This window comes from Kribbella sp. CCNWLW201, assembly GCF_037203805.1.
In the GTDB taxonomy this organism is placed as follows: Bacteria; Actinomycetota; Actinomycetes; order Propionibacteriales; family Kribbellaceae; genus Kribbella.
Genome location: NZ_JBBCBQ010000003.1, coordinates 566731 through 584682 on the forward strand (window position 1 = coordinate 566731; position 17952 = coordinate 584682).

20 protein-coding genes are annotated in these 17952 nt (G+C 68.4%); 3 read left to right on the forward strand and 17 right to left on the reverse strand.

The window, feature by feature from the left end; all coding sequences use genetic code 11:
- Window positions 1-8: 8 nt before the first annotated feature.
- From V9K99_RS18125 to V9K99_RS18180, 12 genes are all read right to left on the reverse strand, one after another.
- Entirely contained in the window at window positions 9-953 is a 945-nt protein-coding gene (locus V9K99_RS18125) for a zinc-binding alcohol dehydrogenase family protein (RefSeq protein WP_336999646.1), read from the reverse strand.
- Between the two features lie 64 nt (window positions 954-1017).
- Window positions 1018-1917 (reverse strand): amidohydrolase family protein, encoded by a 900-nt coding sequence (locus V9K99_RS18130; protein ID WP_336999644.1) that lies wholly within the window; start codon window positions 1915-1917, stop codon window positions 1018-1020.
- 1 nt (window position 1918) lies between these two features.
- A complete protein-coding gene (locus V9K99_RS18135; RefSeq protein ID WP_336999642.1) occupies window positions 1919-2311 on the reverse strand; it encodes a cupin domain-containing protein in 393 nt (130 codons plus the stop codon).
- 1 nt (window position 2312) lies between these two features.
- Window positions 2313-3884 (reverse strand): FAD-dependent monooxygenase, encoded by a 1572-nt coding sequence (locus V9K99_RS18140; protein ID WP_336999640.1) that lies wholly within the window; start codon window positions 3882-3884, stop codon window positions 2313-2315.
- Window positions 3885-3887: 3 nt separating this feature from the next.
- Complete coding sequence (locus V9K99_RS18145; RefSeq protein ID WP_336999639.1) at window positions 3888-4616, reverse strand: SDR family NAD(P)-dependent oxidoreductase; 729 nt, start codon at window positions 4614-4616, stop codon at window positions 3888-3890.
- Complete coding sequence (locus V9K99_RS18150) at window positions 4613-5341, reverse strand: GntR family transcriptional regulator (protein WP_336999637.1); 729 nt, start codon at window positions 5339-5341, stop codon at window positions 4613-4615. Before V9K99_RS18150 ends, V9K99_RS18145 begins: the two co-directional genes overlap by 4 nt.
- On the reverse strand, window positions 5338-6171 hold the full coding sequence (locus V9K99_RS18155; RefSeq protein ID WP_336999635.1) for a fumarylacetoacetate hydrolase family protein: 834 nt from the start codon (window positions 6169-6171) through the stop codon (window positions 5338-5340). The genes V9K99_RS18150 and V9K99_RS18155 overlap by 4 nt, the downstream gene beginning before the upstream one ends.
- 39 nt (window positions 6172-6210) lie before the next feature.
- Window positions 6211-6606 carry a RidA family protein gene (locus tag V9K99_RS18160; protein WP_336999633.1) on the reverse strand — a complete coding sequence of 132 codons (396 nt, stop codon included), beginning with the start codon at window positions 6604-6606 and terminating at the stop codon, window positions 6211-6213.
- Complete coding sequence (locus V9K99_RS18165) at window positions 6606-7694, reverse strand: Ldh family oxidoreductase (protein ID WP_336999631.1); 1089 nt, start codon at window positions 7692-7694, stop codon at window positions 6606-6608. Before V9K99_RS18165 ends, V9K99_RS18160 begins: the two co-directional genes overlap by 1 nt.
- Window positions 7691-8470 (reverse strand): ABC transporter permease, encoded by a 780-nt coding sequence (locus tag V9K99_RS18170; protein WP_336999629.1) that lies wholly within the window; start codon window positions 8468-8470, stop codon window positions 7691-7693. The genes V9K99_RS18165 and V9K99_RS18170 overlap by 4 nt, the downstream gene beginning before the upstream one ends.
- Window positions 8467-9255 (reverse strand): ABC transporter ATP-binding protein, encoded by a 789-nt coding sequence (locus tag V9K99_RS18175; RefSeq protein WP_336999627.1) that lies wholly within the window; start codon window positions 9253-9255, stop codon window positions 8467-8469. The genes V9K99_RS18170 and V9K99_RS18175 overlap by 4 nt, the downstream gene beginning before the upstream one ends.
- Before the next feature lie 12 nt (window positions 9256-9267).
- Window positions 9268-10287: an ABC transporter substrate-binding protein gene (locus V9K99_RS18180; protein WP_336999625.1), complete on the reverse strand. Its 1020-nt coding sequence runs from the start codon at window positions 10285-10287 to the stop codon at window positions 9268-9270.
- Window positions 10288-10713: 426 nt separating this feature from the next.
- Here V9K99_RS18180 and V9K99_RS18185 point away from each other — a divergent pair, with 426 nt between their 5' ends.
- A complete protein-coding gene (locus V9K99_RS18185; protein WP_336999623.1) occupies window positions 10714-12063 on the forward strand; it encodes a sensor histidine kinase in 1350 nt (449 codons plus the stop codon).
- Window position 12064: 1 nt separating this feature from the next.
- Complete coding sequence (locus V9K99_RS18190) at window positions 12065-12721, forward strand: response regulator transcription factor (protein WP_336999621.1); 657 nt, start codon at window positions 12065-12067, stop codon at window positions 12719-12721.
- 39 nt (window positions 12722-12760) lie between these two features.
- Here the strand turns inward: V9K99_RS18190 and V9K99_RS18195 are convergent, their stop codons facing one another.
- A complete protein-coding gene (locus tag V9K99_RS18195; RefSeq protein WP_336999619.1) occupies window positions 12761-13333 on the reverse strand; it encodes a MarR family winged helix-turn-helix transcriptional regulator in 573 nt (190 codons plus the stop codon).
- A 120-nt stretch (window positions 13334-13453) separates the two neighbouring features.
- On the opposite strand from V9K99_RS18195, the gene V9K99_RS18200 reads away from it, so the two are divergent.
- Window positions 13454-14107 carry an FMN-dependent NADH-azoreductase gene (locus V9K99_RS18200; RefSeq protein ID WP_336999617.1) on the forward strand — a complete coding sequence of 218 codons (654 nt, stop codon included), beginning with the start codon at window positions 13454-13456 and terminating at the stop codon, window positions 14105-14107.
- A gap of 52 nt (window positions 14108-14159) precedes the next feature.
- Here V9K99_RS18200 and V9K99_RS18205 read toward each other — a convergent pair whose 3' ends face one another.
- Genes V9K99_RS18205 through V9K99_RS18220 form a run of 4 tightly spaced genes read right to left on the reverse strand, consistent with a single transcriptional unit; the run spans window position 14160 to window position 17927 of the window.
- Complete coding sequence (locus tag V9K99_RS18205; protein ID WP_336999615.1) at window positions 14160-14990, reverse strand: putative RNA methyltransferase; 831 nt, start codon at window positions 14988-14990, stop codon at window positions 14160-14162.
- Between the two features lie 24 nt (window positions 14991-15014).
- On the reverse strand, window positions 15015-15893 hold the full coding sequence (locus V9K99_RS18210) for an ABC transporter permease (protein ID WP_336999613.1): 879 nt from the start codon (window positions 15891-15893) through the stop codon (window positions 15015-15017).
- A complete protein-coding gene (locus V9K99_RS18215; RefSeq protein ID WP_336999611.1) occupies window positions 15880-16800 on the reverse strand; it encodes an ABC transporter ATP-binding protein in 921 nt (306 codons plus the stop codon). Before V9K99_RS18215 ends, V9K99_RS18210 begins: the two co-directional genes overlap by 14 nt.
- 26 nt (window positions 16801-16826) lie before the next feature.
- Entirely contained in the window at window positions 16827-17927 is a 1101-nt protein-coding gene (locus tag V9K99_RS18220) for a LolA family protein (RefSeq protein ID WP_336999609.1), read from the reverse strand.
- Window positions 17928-17952: the final 25 nt, after the last annotated feature.

The following is a 17952-nucleotide window of genomic DNA, read 5'->3' on the forward strand; positions in this document are numbered from 1 at the left end:
CAGCGGCGCTAGAACGCCGTCAGATCAAGGAAAACCCGGCCATCGGCAGCGCTCCGATCAAGAGCGTCACCGACCCGGTCGGCAGGTATCACCTCGCCATCCGGGCGCAACCGGGCAGGCGCCACGTCAGCCAGCGCCTGGCTGACAGCACTGGGCTCGATGACTGTTCGCTGCAGATTGACCGGCAGCACCCGCAGGTCCCGCCCGATCAACTGATGCAGGTCGATGGTGGTGAACTCACCAGCCTTGTAACCCAGTACGGCGACCCGCCCGCCCGGAGTGATGTGTCCAAGCACCCCACTGGTCACTGGACCACCCACGGTGTCGATCGCCGCGTCACACCAAGGCAACTCGCGTCCGATCTGACCCAGCTCGTCCACTCGCACGATCTGGTCGACCAACGCGGTCGCCGCGTCGACGGGCTCACCAAGCCGCGCCAGCCCGATCACCTTCCCCGCACCGGCCGATCGAGCCACAGCGGCACACAGCCGGCCGAGCAGACTGGTGATCCCGGTGATCACGACAGTCTCGCCTTCCAATACGCCGGCAACCCGTCGTACCGCGGTATGTGCCGTGAGAGCGGGCGTCAGCAACGCCAGGGCGGCAGCAGGATCCAGTTCGGCCGGCAGACGATGTACGGCGGCGTCCGGCACGACGGCGTACCGACCCCAGAGGCCGGGCCCGGTCACACCGACTCCCTCACCGCGGATCACCACCGGCGTCCCGGCCTCGAGAACAGACGAAGCCACCACAACGCCGGCACCCTCGGATCCCGGAACGAAGGGCTGTGTGGGCTGCTTGCCGGCAAGCACCGACCGGTCAGCCTGAGTGACCGCAGCCAACCGCATCTCGACCAGCGTCTCGCCCGGACCGGCAACCACCTCGAGCTCTTCGGCCTTCAACTGCTCACCCGGCCCATGACTGCGCAGCATTTCCCCCGTGCGCGAAATCATCTCTCCACCCCGTTCATCCACATTTGATATCTGATCACAGCTAGGTCCTGACAAAGGCTGCGTCTCACGGGACGACGACCTCCTTGGCCAGCGGTGCCGTCAGCTCACCGGCCGCCACGGCCCGCGCACCGGACACGGAGTCGCTGCCCATCGGGAACGGCCAGTCGCTGCCGGCCAGCACGCGATCAGCCCCGAACGTCGAGCCGAGCAACTCCAGTACGGCGTCGTCGTGCACCAGATCGTCGACGTAGAACCGGCGCAACGCGTCCGCCACCGAGAGCGAAGGCGGTTCGATCCCAGGACGGGCCGTGTCGATCCCCCGCTGCCACCGGCCGGCCAACGCCGCCGTCACACCACCCCCATGGCACAAGCAGAATCGGATCCCCGGGAACCGCCCCGGCACATCCGCGAAAACGAGGCTGGCTGCGGCCAGTCCGGTCTCGTACGGATTCCCCAGCAGATTCGTCAAGTAGAACGACTCAAGCCGCTTGTCGTCACTGTGGCCCGGGTGGATCAGCGTGAAGGCCTCAAGCGAGTGCAGCACCTGCCACACCGCGTCCAGCCCTTCGTAGCTCGGCGTACCGAGAGCAAAGCCGCTGAAGACGCCCTCGCGAGCGAGAGACGCGGCAACGGCCGGTGCGGCTGGGTCGAGCAGTGGTAGCTGGCCCAGCACGCGCAACTGAGGTGTAGCGAGCTCACGGAGCCCTTGGTTCACCAACTCGGCCCACTCGACGCCGGCGTCGTACCGGAACAGTGCGGGCGGTACGGACACCACAGCACCGTCCAACTCCTGCTCAGCAACCCAGTGCAGCAGCGCAGCTGGGTCAGCGAGGCGCCGTAAAGGCAGCCGCTGTCCGTCCACAACCAGCGAGCCGCTCTCGACGGACAGCCCGAACTCACCCCTGTGCGCCGCCGACAACACAGTCGGCGGTATCAGGTGAGTGTGGACGTCCCAACCAGCCATGTCAGCGGGCGTCCTCGTCGTTGTCGTAGAACGACGGCCGCTCGGGGTAGTGCGGCCCGTCGTACACCTCCAGCAGGACAGACGTCTCCTCGGCGAGCGTCGGCCCGTGCACGACCCCCTTGGGGTTCCAGTAGAAGCTGCCCTTGGTCAGCGTCGTCCCGGTCGGCAGGTACACGTACCGCCCGGACAGGCAGAACATGAACTGGTTCGAGGCGTGCTTGTGCTCCGACGGGATCCCAGACCCCTTCTCGAACCGCACCAGTGCTATCGATGCCTCGGTCACCGGGTCACGCCACAGCATCTTGTGGGACAGCCCGGCCAGGGACTTCTCCACCCACTCCATGTCCTCCGTCTGCAGCAGCACCTCGCGCAGCGACTCGTCAAAGGAAGTCATTTCAGCCCTCCCGGGGTACAGGCCGGCCAGTGATCCCCGAGTACAGCTCCTCCGCCACACCAGCCCGCAGTGGCGCCACAGCGGCGATGTGACCGTCCGGCCGAACCAGTACGACGGTCTCCGGTGGTACGCCGTACCTGTTCGTGGCAACGCTTCCCGGGTCGAACAGGGCTCGGTCACGCAGACCGGAGTCGTGCGGAGCGTCCCACCGGGAGATGGCGTAGTGCTTCAACGCAGGAGAGTCGTTGACCGGGATGTCCGGCCTCCGTCGTACGTCGGTGAAGTAGAGCGCGACGAACGAGTGCCGGCACAGCTCGTGGATCGTCACTCGACCGGTCGGGCCCTGCAACTGGAGATCCGGCGACCGGTCACCAGCTCGGACGGTCGGTGGTTCGGCAGTGGTTGCCACCATCGACCAGTCTCCCTCGCCGGCCACGTCCAACCGCACACTCAGCAGAGTCCGCGTGTACGCCGTCGCCCAGTCACTGCCCGACGCAGTCACCGCACCCCGTTGGTGGGACATGTACTTGCGAGCCGCTTCGGCCATCTCACCGGACCCGTTCACCGCCACCGGCCGCTGCTCTTGCTCGTAGCCGTCCAGCAGCGTCTCGTCCGCCCAGCCCCGCAGTACCCAGGCCAGCCGCCAGGGCAGGTTCGACGCGTCCAGTGCGCCCGTGTTCAGGCCCAGTGCCCACATCGGCGTGATCAGGTGGGCCGCGTCACCCATCAGGAACACCTTGCGGTCCACCGACCACTGGTCCGCGACCCGGTGGTGCACGTTGTAGACAACCGAGCCGAGCAGCTCGATCCGGTCCACCTCGCCGATGAACTGCTTCACCTTCACCAGCAGGTCCTCGTCCCCCGGCGGCTCGGCCCCCGGGCCGAGCGGGAACAGGAACCGCCAGTTGTCCGGCTGCCGGATCAGCACCATCCACTCGGACCGGTCCGCGAAGTACGCCAGGTACGGGTAGTCACGCGCGTTGTCGACGTCCAGGTCGACCACGACGTCGATCAGCATGTACCGCTCCGGCAGGGTCTCCCCCACCACAGTCACACCGAGTGCGTCACGCACCCTGCTCCGGCCGCCGTCACACGCGAGCAGATGCGACGCCTCGATCACACGCGGCCCGTCCGGCGTCTCCACCTGCAGCACAACCCGGTCGTCCCGTACGTCGAACGACTGCAACCGATGCTGAGTCAACACGGGCTGCTTCAGCGCGGCCGCGAGGATCGGCTCCATCTTCTGCTGCGGCAGGTTGATCACGAACGGGAACTGGGTGTCGTTGACCAGTTCGGCCAGCCGGACCGAGGCCCGCGGCGTATTCGTGGCCCGGTCGATGTCACCGATCTCGTCGATCCGCAGTGCGGCCGCCAGGATCTCGTCCACCGCGCCGTACCGGTTCCAGATCTCCAGTGTGCGGCTCAGCGTCGTACCGGCCTTGGTGTCAGAGGACAGGACGGCGTCCTCCTCGAGCAGCACGTACGGCACGCCGTAGTGCGCCAGACCGAGTGCCGTCGTCAGCCCGATCGGCCCGGCACCCACTACGGCGACGGGCAGCTGGTCAGCAGTCACTCATCACTCCGTAAAGGTCGCTAGCTTGGCGAAGGCCCGCTCACGGGTCAGCACTGACCCAGTCATCGCGGCCGCGTCGGACAGCAGGTACAGCAACGGACCGACCACGTCCTCGGGGTCGCCGATACCTATGGTGTCCTGCCAGTGCTCCCGGTCCGCACCGGCGTTCGCTCCTCGGAACTGCTCGGTGTCGATCACCCCCGGCGCGACCACGTTCACACGCACTCGGTGCTCTGCTACCTCGGCGGCCAGTGACTTCGCGAAAGCGACCAGAGCAGCCTTACTCGACGCGTACGCCGCCGCACCGGCGAACCCGGTACCAGCCAGGCCCGACGTGAACACGATCACCGATCCGGACCGCCGCGCCACCATGTGCGGTACGACGGCCTGACACACCCACACCACGCCGTCGAGATTCACTTGCAGCGTCCTGGTCCACTCGGCCGCGTCGATCGTCAGCACCGGCGACCGAGGCTGCACAGCAGCTCCTGCGACCAGTCCGTCGATCCGGCCGTAGCGCTTGAGGACCTCCGAGACAGCGACTTCCACAGCGTCCCGGTCCGCCACGTCCACCTCGACGAACTCAACACCAGCGGCCAAGGGCTTCACCACGTCGAACACCACCGCAGTACCGCCGCAGGCCGTCACCGCCTGCGCCAGCGCCGCTCCGATCCCCTGCGCGCCTCCTGTGATCACCACGACCTCACCGGTCGCGTCGAAGCTCACCTTCATGACGTCTCCTTCTGTTTCGACGGGCCGTGCTGCTCCCCCTCGGCCCGTCTCGTCATGGTCTCGGTGATCCGCTGGAACGCGCCAGCAAGGTGGTTGCGTAGTGCCTGCTCAGCAGCGTCCGGGTCGCGCGCGACACACGCGTCCAGGATGGCCTGGTGCTCCGCACGGTTTCGCTCGATCAGGAAGGCGGTCGGCCGGCTGCCGAAGCGATAGCGCTCACTGTTCTGCCACACCGGCTCGATTGCCCGGGCGAGCCACTGCGACCCACCGGCGCGGTAGATGGCGAAGTGGAAGTCCGCATGCGCCTGCCGAGCACCCACCGAGTCTTCGGCCCGCGACAGCCGAAGGTGTTCGGCCAGTGCAGCCGCTGCCTTCTCCAGATCGCCCTCGCTGAACTGCGCCGCAGCAGCCCGTACGGCGAGGCTCTCAAGAGCCAGCCTGGTCTCGTGGGTGTCCCGCAGGTCGTCCAGCGACAGGTCACGGACCCACGCACCGCGGTGCGGGATGATCTCGACCAGTCCGAGTGCCTCGAGCCGCCGGAGCCCTTCCCGAACCGGCATCTGACTCATCTCCAGCCGACTCGCCAGTTCGACCAAGCGCAGCGGCGTACCGCTGGGAAGCTCGCCGGACAGGATGAGCTGGTGCAGCTCGGCCGCAGCGTGCTCAGCGAGGGTACGACGCCCTCCCCGGCCACCGCCTGGTAGCAGCTCCAAATTGCCGTTCATGCTCGAGCCACCTTGTTGCGGAGCTCACCGATCTTGTCGGCGCGGGTGATGACCACATCGCCCTCCTGCAGGAACACCTGCGGCTCCCGGGCGTTGCCGATGCCAGCAGGAGTGCCCGTCAGCAGCAGGTCGCCAGGGCGCAGTGTCATGCCGAAGGACAGCTCGCTGATCAGCGTGGCGATGTCAAAGGCCATCTGCTTGGTGGAGGCGTCCTGCCGTACCTCACCGTTGACCAGGCACTGCAGCCGCACGTCCTGCGGGTCACCGAGCTCGTCGGCAGTCACGATCCACGGACCGAGCGGCATGGTGTTGTCGATGCTCTTGCCTTTCAGCCACTGCCCACCGTGCGCTCGCTGCAGGTCCCGCTGCGACACGTCATTGGCCAACGTGTAACCCCAGACGTAGTCCAACGCCTCGTCGGCCGGGATGTTGCGACCCGTCTTGCCGATCACCAGCGCCAACTCCGCCTCGTAGTCCCACTTGGCCGAGATGGCCGGGTCCCACGCGATGTCGTCGTACGGGCCGATCACCACGTCCGGCCCTTTGGTGAAGAACGTCGGGTGCTCGGGCCGTTCCACGTCCTGGCCCTCACGCTTGCCGCGACTCTCCTCGAAGTGGTCCCAGTAGTTCCACCCGGTGCACAGGATGTCCCGGCGGAACCGTCGCAACGGCGGCCGCAGAATCCCTTCACTGTAAGGGATTTTGTCGACAATCGACACCGGAGACGTGATCACCGCGGTCAGATCGGGTGCCGAGAGCAACGAAACCGAATCCCCGTGGAGCACGCCGGGCCGTTCCCGGCCGGCGTGCTCCACCGTCACGTACCGCATCTCAGGTCCACTCGACGCCACGCACAAGATCACCCCCGGTCATGAGACCACCGCGATCGCGCTGATCTCGATCAGATAGTCAGGATCCGCAAGCTTGCTGACCTCGACCATGGTCGAGGCGGGCAACGGCTCCTCGAAGTACTGCGCCCGGATCTCGTGGATCTTGGCGAAGTCCTCCATGTTCCGCACGTACACATCCACCCGGCAGACATCCGCGAGCGTGCCGCCGGCCGCGCGGACCGCGGCCTGCACGTTCTCGCACACCTGCCGGGTCTGCTCCCGGATGTCGCCGACGCCGGCGATGCTGCCGTCCGGACGGCGCGCGGTCATCCCGGAGACGAACACCAGCCGCCCGGTCGCCTCGATCGTGGTGGCCTGTGAGAACACCCCGTTCGGGCTGTGCACCTGGGTCGTCGAAACCTGTGTCTTCGCCATCAGTCGAGCACCCCTCCCGCCGGAACGACGGCACCGACCGCCCGTGCGGCTGCCAGCAGACCGTCCAGCCCCGACCTCTCGATCAGTACGCCGTCCCGCCGCTGATGTGCTGCCCGTTCCGCCTCGATCTCCCCCGGCAGATACAGCCGGCTCACTCCCGGTGCGGTCGCGCTGCCGCGAACGCGCGCGGCCAGCCCGGACGACCGGCGCCGGAAGTTCTCGACCCCGCCGAGGAGTTCCGGGTCGATCGCCAGAAACAGGTGCGCGCAGTCGTTCGGCCGGTCCGGTTCGCGGTACAGCGGCCGCACCTGGTCGCCCCAGCCGCCGCCGCTCAGCACGCCGGTCAGTACGTCGATCATCAGCGCCAGCCCGAAGCCCTTGTGCCCGGCGGCCGGCAGCAGCATCCCGAGGACCGCTTCCTCGGCGTCGGTGGTCGGGGTGCCGGACGGGTCGGTCGCCCAGGTGTCCGGGATCGGCCGTCCGGCCGACGCCGCCAGCCGAATCTTGCCCAGGGCAACAGCCGACAGGGCCATGTCGAGCACGATCTCCACGCCGGCCGAGGTCGGGACCGCGATCGCCAGCGGGTTGTTGCCGACGATCCGCTCGGCCCCGCCGGGAGCAGGCATCAGCGGTGTGGTGTTGGACATCGCGACCCCGACGCAGCCTGCGTCGCCGGCCTGCATGGCCCACCGGCTCGCCGCGCCGAAGTGGTGCGCGTTGCGGACCGACACCAGTCCGATCCCGTACCGCCCGGCCCGCTCGATCGCGTGTCCCATCGCCTGTGGGCTGGACAGTTGGCCCATCCCGCCGCGCGCGTCCACGACCAGCGCGGCGCCGGCGTCGAAGAGGATGTCGAGCTCGCGTTCCCGGGTGACACCGCCGGCGTTGAGGCGCTCGACGTACATCGGGACGAGCATGACGCCGTGCGAACTTACTCCGCGTAAGTCCGCCTCCACGAGGGCGGCAGCGATCTTGGCCGAGTCACTCGGGTCGAAGCCGAGGGCGCTGAACACGGCCGAGACAGTGGCCTCCAGCCAGGCGGGACGGACCAGCACCCGCCGGTCGGCATCGGAAGCTTGGGCGGTCACCGCGTCTCCTGTGCCCAGGGCAGGAACAGGTACTCCAGCAGGACCAGGCCGTAGAACAAGATGATGCTCATGATGCTGAGCAGCGTGATCGCGGCGAACGCCAGCGCGGTGTCGGCACTCGCGCCTGACTGCTGGATCACGTAGCCCAGGCCCTGGGTGGCGCCGACGAACTCGGCGATCACCGAACCGATCACGGCCAGCGAGATCGCCACCTTCAGCCCGGTGAAGATCTGCGGCATCGCGTACCGCAGCCGGAGCTTGAAGAACTCCTGCGCCCGGCTCGCGTTCAGCGACCGGAGCAGCTCGACCAGCTCGACCGGGGTCGACTTCATCCCCTGCGCGGTCGAGATCACGATCGGGAAGAAGCACACCAGCAGCACCATCACGACCTTCGGCCACTGGCCGAAGCCCATCCAGACCACCAGCAGCGGCGCGATCGCGATCTTCGGGATCGCGTTCACCATCAGCAGCAGCGGATAGACCAGCCGCTCCAGGATCACCGAGCGGACGATCAGCAGCGCGATCGGCACCCCGAGCACGATCGCGAGCAGGAAGCCCTCGACCGTCTCCAGGAACGACGTCCCGGTCTCCTTCAGCAGGTACGCCGGATCGTCGAAGAACTTCACCACCACGTCGTACGGCGTCGGCAGCAGGTAGGACTCGATCGAGAAGACGATCGTGGCCAGCCACCAGAGCGCGATCGCGCCGGCCAGGCCGAGGATCGGCAGCAGCACCGCCGCGGTCGGCGACGTGGTGAGCCAGGAACGCTTCTTCACGGCCGCACCTCGTCGACCGGGCGAGACTCTTTCTCCGCGAGCAGGCCGTGCAGCAGCCCGCTGATCTGCGCGACCTCGGTCAGGTGCGCATTCTGGCCGAGGCTGCGCGGCCGCGGGATGTCGATGTCGACGACCTCGCGCAACCGGCCCGGCCGCGGGGTCAGCACGACCACCCGGTCGGCCAGTACGACGGCCTCCTCGATCGAGTGGGTGACGAACACGATCGTGGTGGACAGCTCCATCTTGATCCGCTGGAGCTCCTCGGACAGCTCGGTCCGGGTGAGCGCGTCGAGCGCGGAGAACGGCTCGTCCATCAACATCACCTGCGGGTCGCGGATCAGCGAGCGGCACAGCGACACCCGCTGCTGCATCCCGCCGGACAGCTCGTGCGGCAGCCGCCGCTCGAACCCCTTCAAGCCGACCAGGTCGAGCAACTCGTGAGCCTTGTCCCGGTACGCCGCCCGATCACCTGAGCCACCATCGATCTCGACCGGCAGCATCACGTTGGACAGCACCGACCGCCACGGCAGCAGGGCCGGCCGCTGGAACATGAACGACACGTCCCGGCGCGGCCCGGTGACCGGTTCCCCGGCCACCGTGACCGTGCCGGACGTCGGCGGCAGCAGTCCGGCGATCAGCCGGAGCAGGGTGGACTTGCCACACCCGGACCGGCCGATCAGCGTGACGAACTCGTTCGGCTGGACGTGCAGGTCGATCTCCGCGAGGGCCGTGACCGGGCCCTCGCGTCCATCGAAGACCTGCCCTACCTTGTCCAGCCGGATCATCGAGGAAGCGACCTAGCCCTTCGGGGCGAGGTCGACGGTGACGACGTCTTCCGGCTTGACCGAACCCTTCGGCTCGATCGCTCCCGCGGCGTCCAGGATGCTGATGATCTTCTGCACCCGGGTCGGGTCGACCGCACCCAGCTCACCCTTGAAGTCATCCGGCTTGATGTACTCCTGCATCCGCTTCAACTCGTCGGTGGCTACCTCGAGGTCGGTCTGCGGCACATACTTCTTCAGGATCGCGGCCGCACCGGCCGGGTCGTCGTACGTGTCCTGCAGGCCCTTGAGCAGCGCGCTGGTGAACTTCTTCACCTGGTCCGGGTGCTCCTTGGCCAGGTCGGACCGGGTGATGATCGCGTTGCCGTACAGGTCCGGCAGCTTGTCGCGGTACGGGAGGACGATCGCCTTCTTCTTCGCCGCCTTCTCCACCAGCGGTACGCCGACCACGAACTGGCCGATGCCGTCCACCTTCCCCGACGCGAGCAACTGCGGCAGCGCCGGCGGCGGCGACGGCACGAAGGTGACCGATTCGGGGTCGATACCGACCGCCTTGGCGTAGACCGGGAACATCACCGTGTTGGTCGACCCGGGCTGGTCACCGATCCGCTTGCCGACCAGGTCCTGCGGCTTGCTGATCTTGCCGCCCTCGAGCGCGACGATCGCGGCCATCGACCGCTGGTGGATCATCCCGACCGTGGTGATCGGCAGCTTCTGCTTGCCCAGGGTGATCACGGTGGCGGTGAAGTCGCCGATGCCGTAGTCGGCCTGGCCGCCGGCGACCAGTTTCATCACGTCGACCGTGCCGGAGCCCGGGTTGATGGTGACGTCGAAGCCGGCGTCCTTGAAATAGCCCTTCTCCAGGGCGACGTACGCGTATGCCTCACGACCGAAGGTGTTGAACGAGGTCAGATAGCTGACCTTCTGAAGGCCCGAGTCCTGGCCCTGGCCCTCGTTGCCGGAGTTGTTGCATGCACTGACCAGGGCGAGCCCCAGGACCGCCATCAGGGCGACGGCGGAACGCCTCAACCTCATATCGACCTCTCTCCTCCGATATTTGATCAAACATCAAATATGGAAGGGTGGTCAATCGGCCCTCCGGGGACTTCACGGCGACTTTACGTCCACCGCATCCGGTCCCCGCAGAGCCCGCTTGCCACCCGTCCTGGAGCCGTTCCCCATACCTGTCCGCACCGGACGGGCATCCCGCCCCGACCACAGACCGTACCCGCCCGGACAGCAGATCGCGACGCCCATCGGGCTCCGAAGCCGTCCTTCCCCCGTCAAATTTGCGTAAACCCTCCGTGGCGAGTGATCCACCCCACGTGTCCGCCGAACAGTCAAGGGTTAACCGTCGGGGACCTCAACTTCTTGCCTCCGACAAGCGCCTCCGCAGGGCCCTCGAGCGGGTTCACTCCGGGGAGGGAGGTGGGGCGAGCAGTGGTTTGGGACGATGGACAGGTGGTGGACGAGCTGGTGCGTGGGTCGGCGGCTTCCGGGCGCGGCACGACGCGTCCGGCAGGCCGGTTCGCGCGTACGGCGTCGTACCTGGTGCGGGGTTTCACCTGCCTGGGCCGGGCGTCGACGTACCTGCGGTGGGTCTATCTGCTGCTCGGCGCGGCGCTGGTGCTGGCGTTCATCCTGGTCGACAGCGCGCTGGGCGCCTTGGCCCAGGATCTCGACCTGCCGGCCGTTGTCAGCGTTATCGTGATCGCGATCCTGATCGTCGGACCGCCGATCGCACTCGGCATCCTGCCCGCGGTCCGCGAGGTCGAGGGCATCGCGGTCGAATCGCTGCTCGGCGTCCGGTTCGAGGAACGTCCGCTCGGCCCGGCCCGGACCTGGGCGCAGCGGCGCCGTACGGCGACCTGGTTCTGCCTGCACCTGGTCACCGGCGGCATCGTCGGCATCCTCAGCACGATCGTGTTCGGCGTCGGCGCGGTGTTGCTCGCGGCACCGTTCCGCTCCCCCGGCCGGCACGAACTGTTCCCGGACGTCTCCTACGAGATCAGCGGCGGCTGGTCCGATCTGTGGATGCCAGCCGTCGCGCTGGCCGGGATCGTCGCACTGTTCTTCCTGTCGTCCGCGGTGGGTGCGCTGCTCGCCTACCTCGCGCCACGCGTCCTCGGTCCGACGCCGGCGGAGCGGATCGAACTGCTCGAGCGCCGTACGGCGATGCTTGCCGAGCGCAACCGTCTGGCCCGGGAGCTGCACGACAGCGTCGGGCACGCGCTGAGCCTGGTCACCATCCAGGCGGCCGCGGCGCGCCGGGTGCTGGCGACCGATCCGGAGTTCGCCGAGACCGCGCTGGCGGCGATGGAGACCTCGGCCCGCAACGCGCTGGCCGACCTCGACCACGTTCTCGGCCTCCTGCGCGACGACCGACGGCCCGGTTCGCGGACCTCACCGCAGGCGACGCTGGACGATTTCGCCCGGTTGGTCGACGCCACCAGGGCCGGTGGGATCGCCGTCGAGGTCCGCCGCGACGGCGACCTGAGTCAGCTCCCGGCGGCGGTGTCCCGAGAGGCCTACCGCATCGTCCAGGAAGGCTTCACCAACGCGATCCGGCACGCGGGCCGTCCGGCCGACGAGCTCACGGTCGACCTGTCGATCCGGCTGGACACGTCCGGGCTGCGCCTCGAGCTGACCAACCCGGTCAGCGGCGCGTCGGACCATGCCGGTGGTGGCCGCGGCCTGGCCGGCATCCGTGAAAGAGTCGCCGTACTGCGTGGCACCGTCGACGCCGGCCTGGTCGGAAACCAGTGGCGGCTCGCGGTGACCCTGCCGGTCTCGGTGACGACGAAGGGATGAGATGAACCTGTCGGTGGTCGTGGTCGACGACGAGCCGCTGATCCGGAGCGGGCTGCGCGCCATCATCAACGCCGAACCCGACCTCGCGGTCGTCGGTGAGGCCGGCGACGGTGCGGAGGTGCTGCCGGTCGTACGTCGTACCGGTGCGGACGTCGTCCTGATGGATGTCCGGATGCCCGCGGTCGACGGCATCCAGGCGACCCGGCTGCTGCTGGAGAACCTCGATCCCGCGCCGCGCGTGCTGGTGGTGACGACGTTCGAGAACGACGACTACGTGTACGACGCTCTGCGCGCGGGCGCGTCCGGGTTCCTGCTGAAGCGGACGCCGCCGGACGACATCATCGCGGCGATCCGGACGGTCGCCGGGAGCGAGTCACTGCTCTTCCCCGAGGCGATCCGGACGCTGGCGCTCGCGCACGTCGGTGCGCAGCCGTCGCGTCCGGCCGGGCTGGACGAGTACCAGCTGACCGATCGGGAGCAGGAGGTCCTGCGCCTGATGGCCAAGGGGCTGTCGAACGCGGAGATCGCGACCGAACTGATCCTCGGCCTGCAGACGGTCAAGACCCACGTCGCGAACGTGCTCGCCAAGCTGAACGCCCGGGACCGCACCCAGGCCGTGATCCGCGCCTACGAGTCAGGCTTCGTCCCACTGCACTGAGGTCCGCAGCATGAGGTCCAGCGGCTGAGGCATCTGCTCCTAGGTCGTGGCGGGGTCGTCCGCTTCGGCCAGGTCACAGGCGTTGTGGATCGGGTCGATCGCCTGGGCCTTCATCGCCACCCGCTGCAGCAGCAAGCGGAAGCTGGAGCGCTCGGCCTGGTCCAGGCTGCCCAGGATCTCGTCCTCGGCCGTCGACAGACGCCGCTCCAGATCACACAGGGTCTCCTTGCCCTGCTCCGTCGGCACGATCAACCGGGCCCGCCGGTCAGCCGGATCCGGCTGCCGCTGCACCAGCTCGGCCTTCTCCAAGTCGTCCAGCAGATACGTCATCACAGTCCGGTCCACGCCGAGCTGCGCGGCCAGATCGAGCTGTCGCCGCGGGCCTTCGGCCACCGTGGTCGCCAGCACCTGATAACCCCGTGGGCCACCGGGTACGTCGTCCAGCGCGGCGGCAGCCGCCTTCGCGTACCGGCGGAACACGACGCCCAGCGCCCAGCCCAGGTCGGACTCGACCGGGGCGCCGCTGGTCGCGCGCGGCTCCATTCCGCCGGCAGACCGACGCGCCACCTCGCGGGCGATCCGGCCCTTGACGTCGGGCGAAGTACTGGTCATGTCCCCATCGTACGTGGTGTACGCCACTCGGAATACGATCTGGCTTGAATATGTTCTGCTTCACAGACTATCTTCAGTACAGCTCGTCTGAGCCCCCTCACATGATGGAGAGAATCTGAGATGACCACCCTGCTACGCGTCGACGCCAGCGTCCGGCTGGACGGATCGGTCAGCCGTGCCCTGGCGGATAGCGCCGAGGCCGCCTGGAAGGCGGAGCACCCGGACGGTGTCGTGGTACGGCGCGACATCGGTCTGCACCCGCTTCCGGCGGACGCCTGGCCGGCCCTGGTGGCCGCCAAGCTCGGCGCCGAGACCGGCCCGAACCTCGCCGAGGCCACCGCGCTGGCCGAGGAACTCGCCGCCGAGATCAAGAACGCCGACGCGGTCCTGCTCGCCGTACCGCTGTACAACTACGGCATCTCCCAGCACGTGAAGACCTGGATCGACCTGCTGATGATCGACCCCCAGCTGGTCTACGGCCCGAGCCCGGTGGCCGGCCGTCCAGTCATCCTCACGCTCGCCCGTGGCGGCGGCTACAGCCCCGGCACCCCGAAGCACGGCTGGGACCACGCGACGCCGTACCTGGAGCGCATCTTCGGCGATGTCTTCGGTATGAACCTCCGTACCGCTGCCGCTGAGCTCACGTTGGCCCCGGTCACCCCCGGGATGGAGGAGCTCATCGACGCATCCAAGGTCTCCGAGTCCGAGGCCCACGTCACCGCCGAAAAGCACGGCACCGTGGTGGCCCGCGAACTCACCGCCGACGCCGCCTGACCCTGGCTTGATCCTGGGCGCGCCCGTGGTGCCGAGCTCGAGCCGGCATCACTCAGGCGACCCGCCAGGTGGACAGCGTGACCGACAACGTGACCATCCCGGGCTCCGGCAGTACAGCGATCTTGGCCGCCATCTCGCGGTGATTCACATGCCGCGCACTCGGCGTCATCAGCACCAACTGCTCGATCGCGGTCCGGTCGAGCCGCATCGTCTCTTCGACGACCTCACTCCCGGTCTGCTCGAACTTGCCGGCCAGTGACTCCTGCAGGCGTCGTTCCTTCTCTTCGTCGACCTTGACCAGGCCGAGTACGCCGACCAACTCGGCCAGGTGCTCCTGGTTCGGCGTCACCACGAGCAGTGTGCCGCCGGGCGCGAGGACGCGGGCCATCTCGGCGGCGTTGCGCGGAGCGAACACGTTCAGCATCAGCTGCGCCGAATCGTCCAGCAACGGCAACTCCTGCCACGCGTCGCAGACGACCGACCCGATCCGCGGGTCCACCTTGGCTGCCCGCCGGGCGGCGTACCGCGAGACATCCAGCGCGATCCCCCGCCGGCGGGCCGCGGTCCCGAGGACGCCGGCCAGGTAGTAGGCGGTGCCGGCGCCGACCTCCACGACCAAGTCGTCGTCCCCCAGGTTGGCGGCGAGGATCAGGGCGTCGCGGATCGGTTCGTAGTGGCCGAGGCCGAGGAAGACCGTCCGCGCGCCGATCATCGCGGCCGAGTCGCCGTCGATCCCGGTGGATGCCGAGGGCAACAGATTGAGGTAGCCCTGCTTGGCCAGGTCGTACGCGTGGCCGTGCGAACAGCTCGCCGTCCGGGCGTTCAGCGCGAGCGCGTCACCGCAGACGGGACAGCGCAGTACGGCGACCAGGTCGGCATCCACCGCTCCATTGTCCCAGAGGGCGTCTCAGCCGTTGATGTCCCGACTGGTGATGCGGGCCCAGGCAGCGGCGTAGAACACGGCCAGATAGGCGCCCTGCAGGAGCAGGTTGCGGCCGATCGCGTCCCAGTACGGCGGATCGCGCAACAGATCGGCGAACGACGGCCAGCCGTACATCAGCAGCCACGGGTGGATCACGTCGATCTGCGGGATCGCGCTCAGGATCCCGCACACGATGAACGAGCCGAACGTGGCTGCCATCGCCGCCAGCGGGGTCGACGTCAGCGACGAGACGAACAGCCCGATACCGGCCAGCCCGAGCATCGACAGCCCGATCAGTACGGCGATACCGAGCGCGCGGACCAGTCCGTCGCCGAGCGAGACCGTCGTCCCCGAGAGCAGGAGGACGTCGCCGACCGGGAACAGCACCATGCCCGCGATCAGCCCGGACAGCCAGATGACCAGCGTCGCGGCCAGACAGAACACGGCGAGCGCGACCATCTTCGCGGCGAGCAGCCGGGACCGGCCGGCCGGAGCGGTGAGCAGGTTGCGGAACGTGCCGAGACTCGACTCGCCGGCGAGTGACTCCCCCGCCACGACCGTGATGGCCGTCGGCAGGAAGAACGGGAGCGAGACCGCCAGGCTCGCCACGATCAGGAAGAACCCGTTCCCGGCGACCTGGCCGATGAACCCCTCGGCGTCGCCCTCGGACCCGGACAGCTTGATCGCGACACCGATCATCACCGGCACCGCGGCGAGGACGGCGAGCAGCACCCAGGTCCGGGCCCGGCCGAACACCAGATGCAGCTCGGACCTGAAGAGCGCCAGCGTGTGCCGCCCGGGCCTCGGCCGGAGGTCCACGGTCTCCGCAGTCACCACGTCCGGCGACAGCTCACTCGGCGACATCGAAGCCTTCTCCGGTCAGGGCCACGAAGGCGTCTTCGAGGCTGGGGCGTTCCAGGCCGAACCCGTGGATGCGAACATCGGCGGCGACCAGGGCGGCGGCGAACTTGTCGATCGGGAGCTCACCGGCGTCGCCTTCGACGGTCTCGGCCGTGGTCTTGAGGTCGGTGACACCGAGGCTCTTCAGGGTCTCGGCGGCCTGGCCGATGTCCGGCGTACGCACGACCAACCGGGGCCGGAGCTCGGAGCGAAGCTCGGCGACGGTGGACTGGCGGACGAGGCGGCCGCGGCTCATCACGGCGGCGTGGGTGCAGACCTGCTCGACCTCGGCCAGCAGGTGGGTCGAGGTGAAGATGGTCGTGCCGTCGCTCGCGAGCTCCTGGATCAGGTGGCGGACTTCGCGGGTACCCTGCGGATCGAGGCCGTTGGTCGGCTCGTCGAGGACCAGCAGCTCGCGGCGCTGCATCAGCGCGACCGCGATGGCCAGCCGCTGCCGCATGCCGAGTGAGTAGGCGCGGACCTTCTTGTTCGCCGCGTTGGACAGTCCGACCCGCTCGAGCGCCTGCCCAGCCCGCGCCTTCCGGGTCTGTGGATCAGCCGTCCGGTCCGCCGCGTCGAACCGGAGCAGATTCGCCTGCCCGCTCCAGAACGGGTAGAACGCCGGCCCTTCGACCAGCGCACCGACTCGCGGCAGCACCCGCAGCTGGGCCTTCGGCATCGACTCCCCCAGCAGCTCGACCGACCCCGCCGTCGGCGTGATCAGGCCGAGCAGCATCCGGATCGTCGTCGTCTTCCCGGACCCGTTCGGCCCAAGGAACCCGAACACGCTCCCGGCCGGCACCGCGAGGTCGACCGCGTCCACCGCGACCTGCCCGCCTCTGAACCGCTTGGTCAGCCCCCGTGTCACCACAGGCGGCGAGGTGGGGCCTGCCACGGTTAGCGCGGCGCCTTCGGTGCGGCGGCGACCAGAGTGTCCGGGCTGACCATTCCGACCAGGACACGGCCGTCGTCGGTGATCAGGGCGTTGACCATCTTGCTGGTCAGGATCTTGCCCTTGCCCCAGGAACCCTCGACGGTCCGGGCGTTCGCGAGCAGTTGTCCGAGCGGACCGGTGCGGGTCAGCTCCACATCGCGGAACGCGACCACGCTCTCCCAGCCCTCACCGATCACCGTCGGCTTGTCGTCACCACTCGGCTTGACGGGTTTGTCGATGCCCGACGGCGGCTTGACCGGAGTCGGGGCCTGACGATTGGCAGGAACCTTCTCCTCCTTCACCTTCACACCCTTCGGCGGGGTGAACGTGAACGTGCTGGCCGCCGGTACGTCGAACGACACCGAGGAGAAGCCGAGTTGCACGGCTGGGTCCGACCCGGTGCGGGGCATCACCGTCACCTCGAGCGGGACCCAGGTCTTCGAGTCGATCGCCAGCGTGACCGAACCGACCGTGGACTTGTCGGTCTTCGGCACCAGGCGCAGCTTGTACGCATCCCGGCCAGCCACCTTGTCGGTCCCGTTCACCTCGACCTTGGTGGTCGGGTCGATCGCGGCCAAGAACTGCTTGGCGACCGCGGACGGATCGTACGACTCCGGCTTGACCTCAGGCTTGCTCGGCCGGTTGGTCCGGGCCGGCAACGTCAGCTTGACGGCCTCACGCTCGGAGGAGTCATAGGCCCAGGCGGTCTTGCCGTCGGTCGTCCAGACCCGCTCGGCCATGCTGTCCAGGACGGAGACGCGTGCCTTGTCCGGGCTCGCGAAGGCGACCCGGGCGGTGTGCTCGCCGGTCAGCAGGTCGGGGATCTGGCTGCCGCCTTCGACCCCGGGCAGCGCGGGCAGACCGAGGTCCGCCGCGGACCGGACGGTGCCGCTCAGGCCGTCGACCTTCGCCGTCTGGACCTTGGTCAGCAGCTCCTGCGCGGTGATGTCGGGGAGCTTGGGTGACGCGTCCGCAACCACCGGACCGAGCGTGCCCACCCCCGCGACCACTGCGACTGCCGTGACCGGTACCAACCACCGTCGACTCCGCTGCGCTACGCCCATGCCTCAAGACTCGCACCGTGACGGG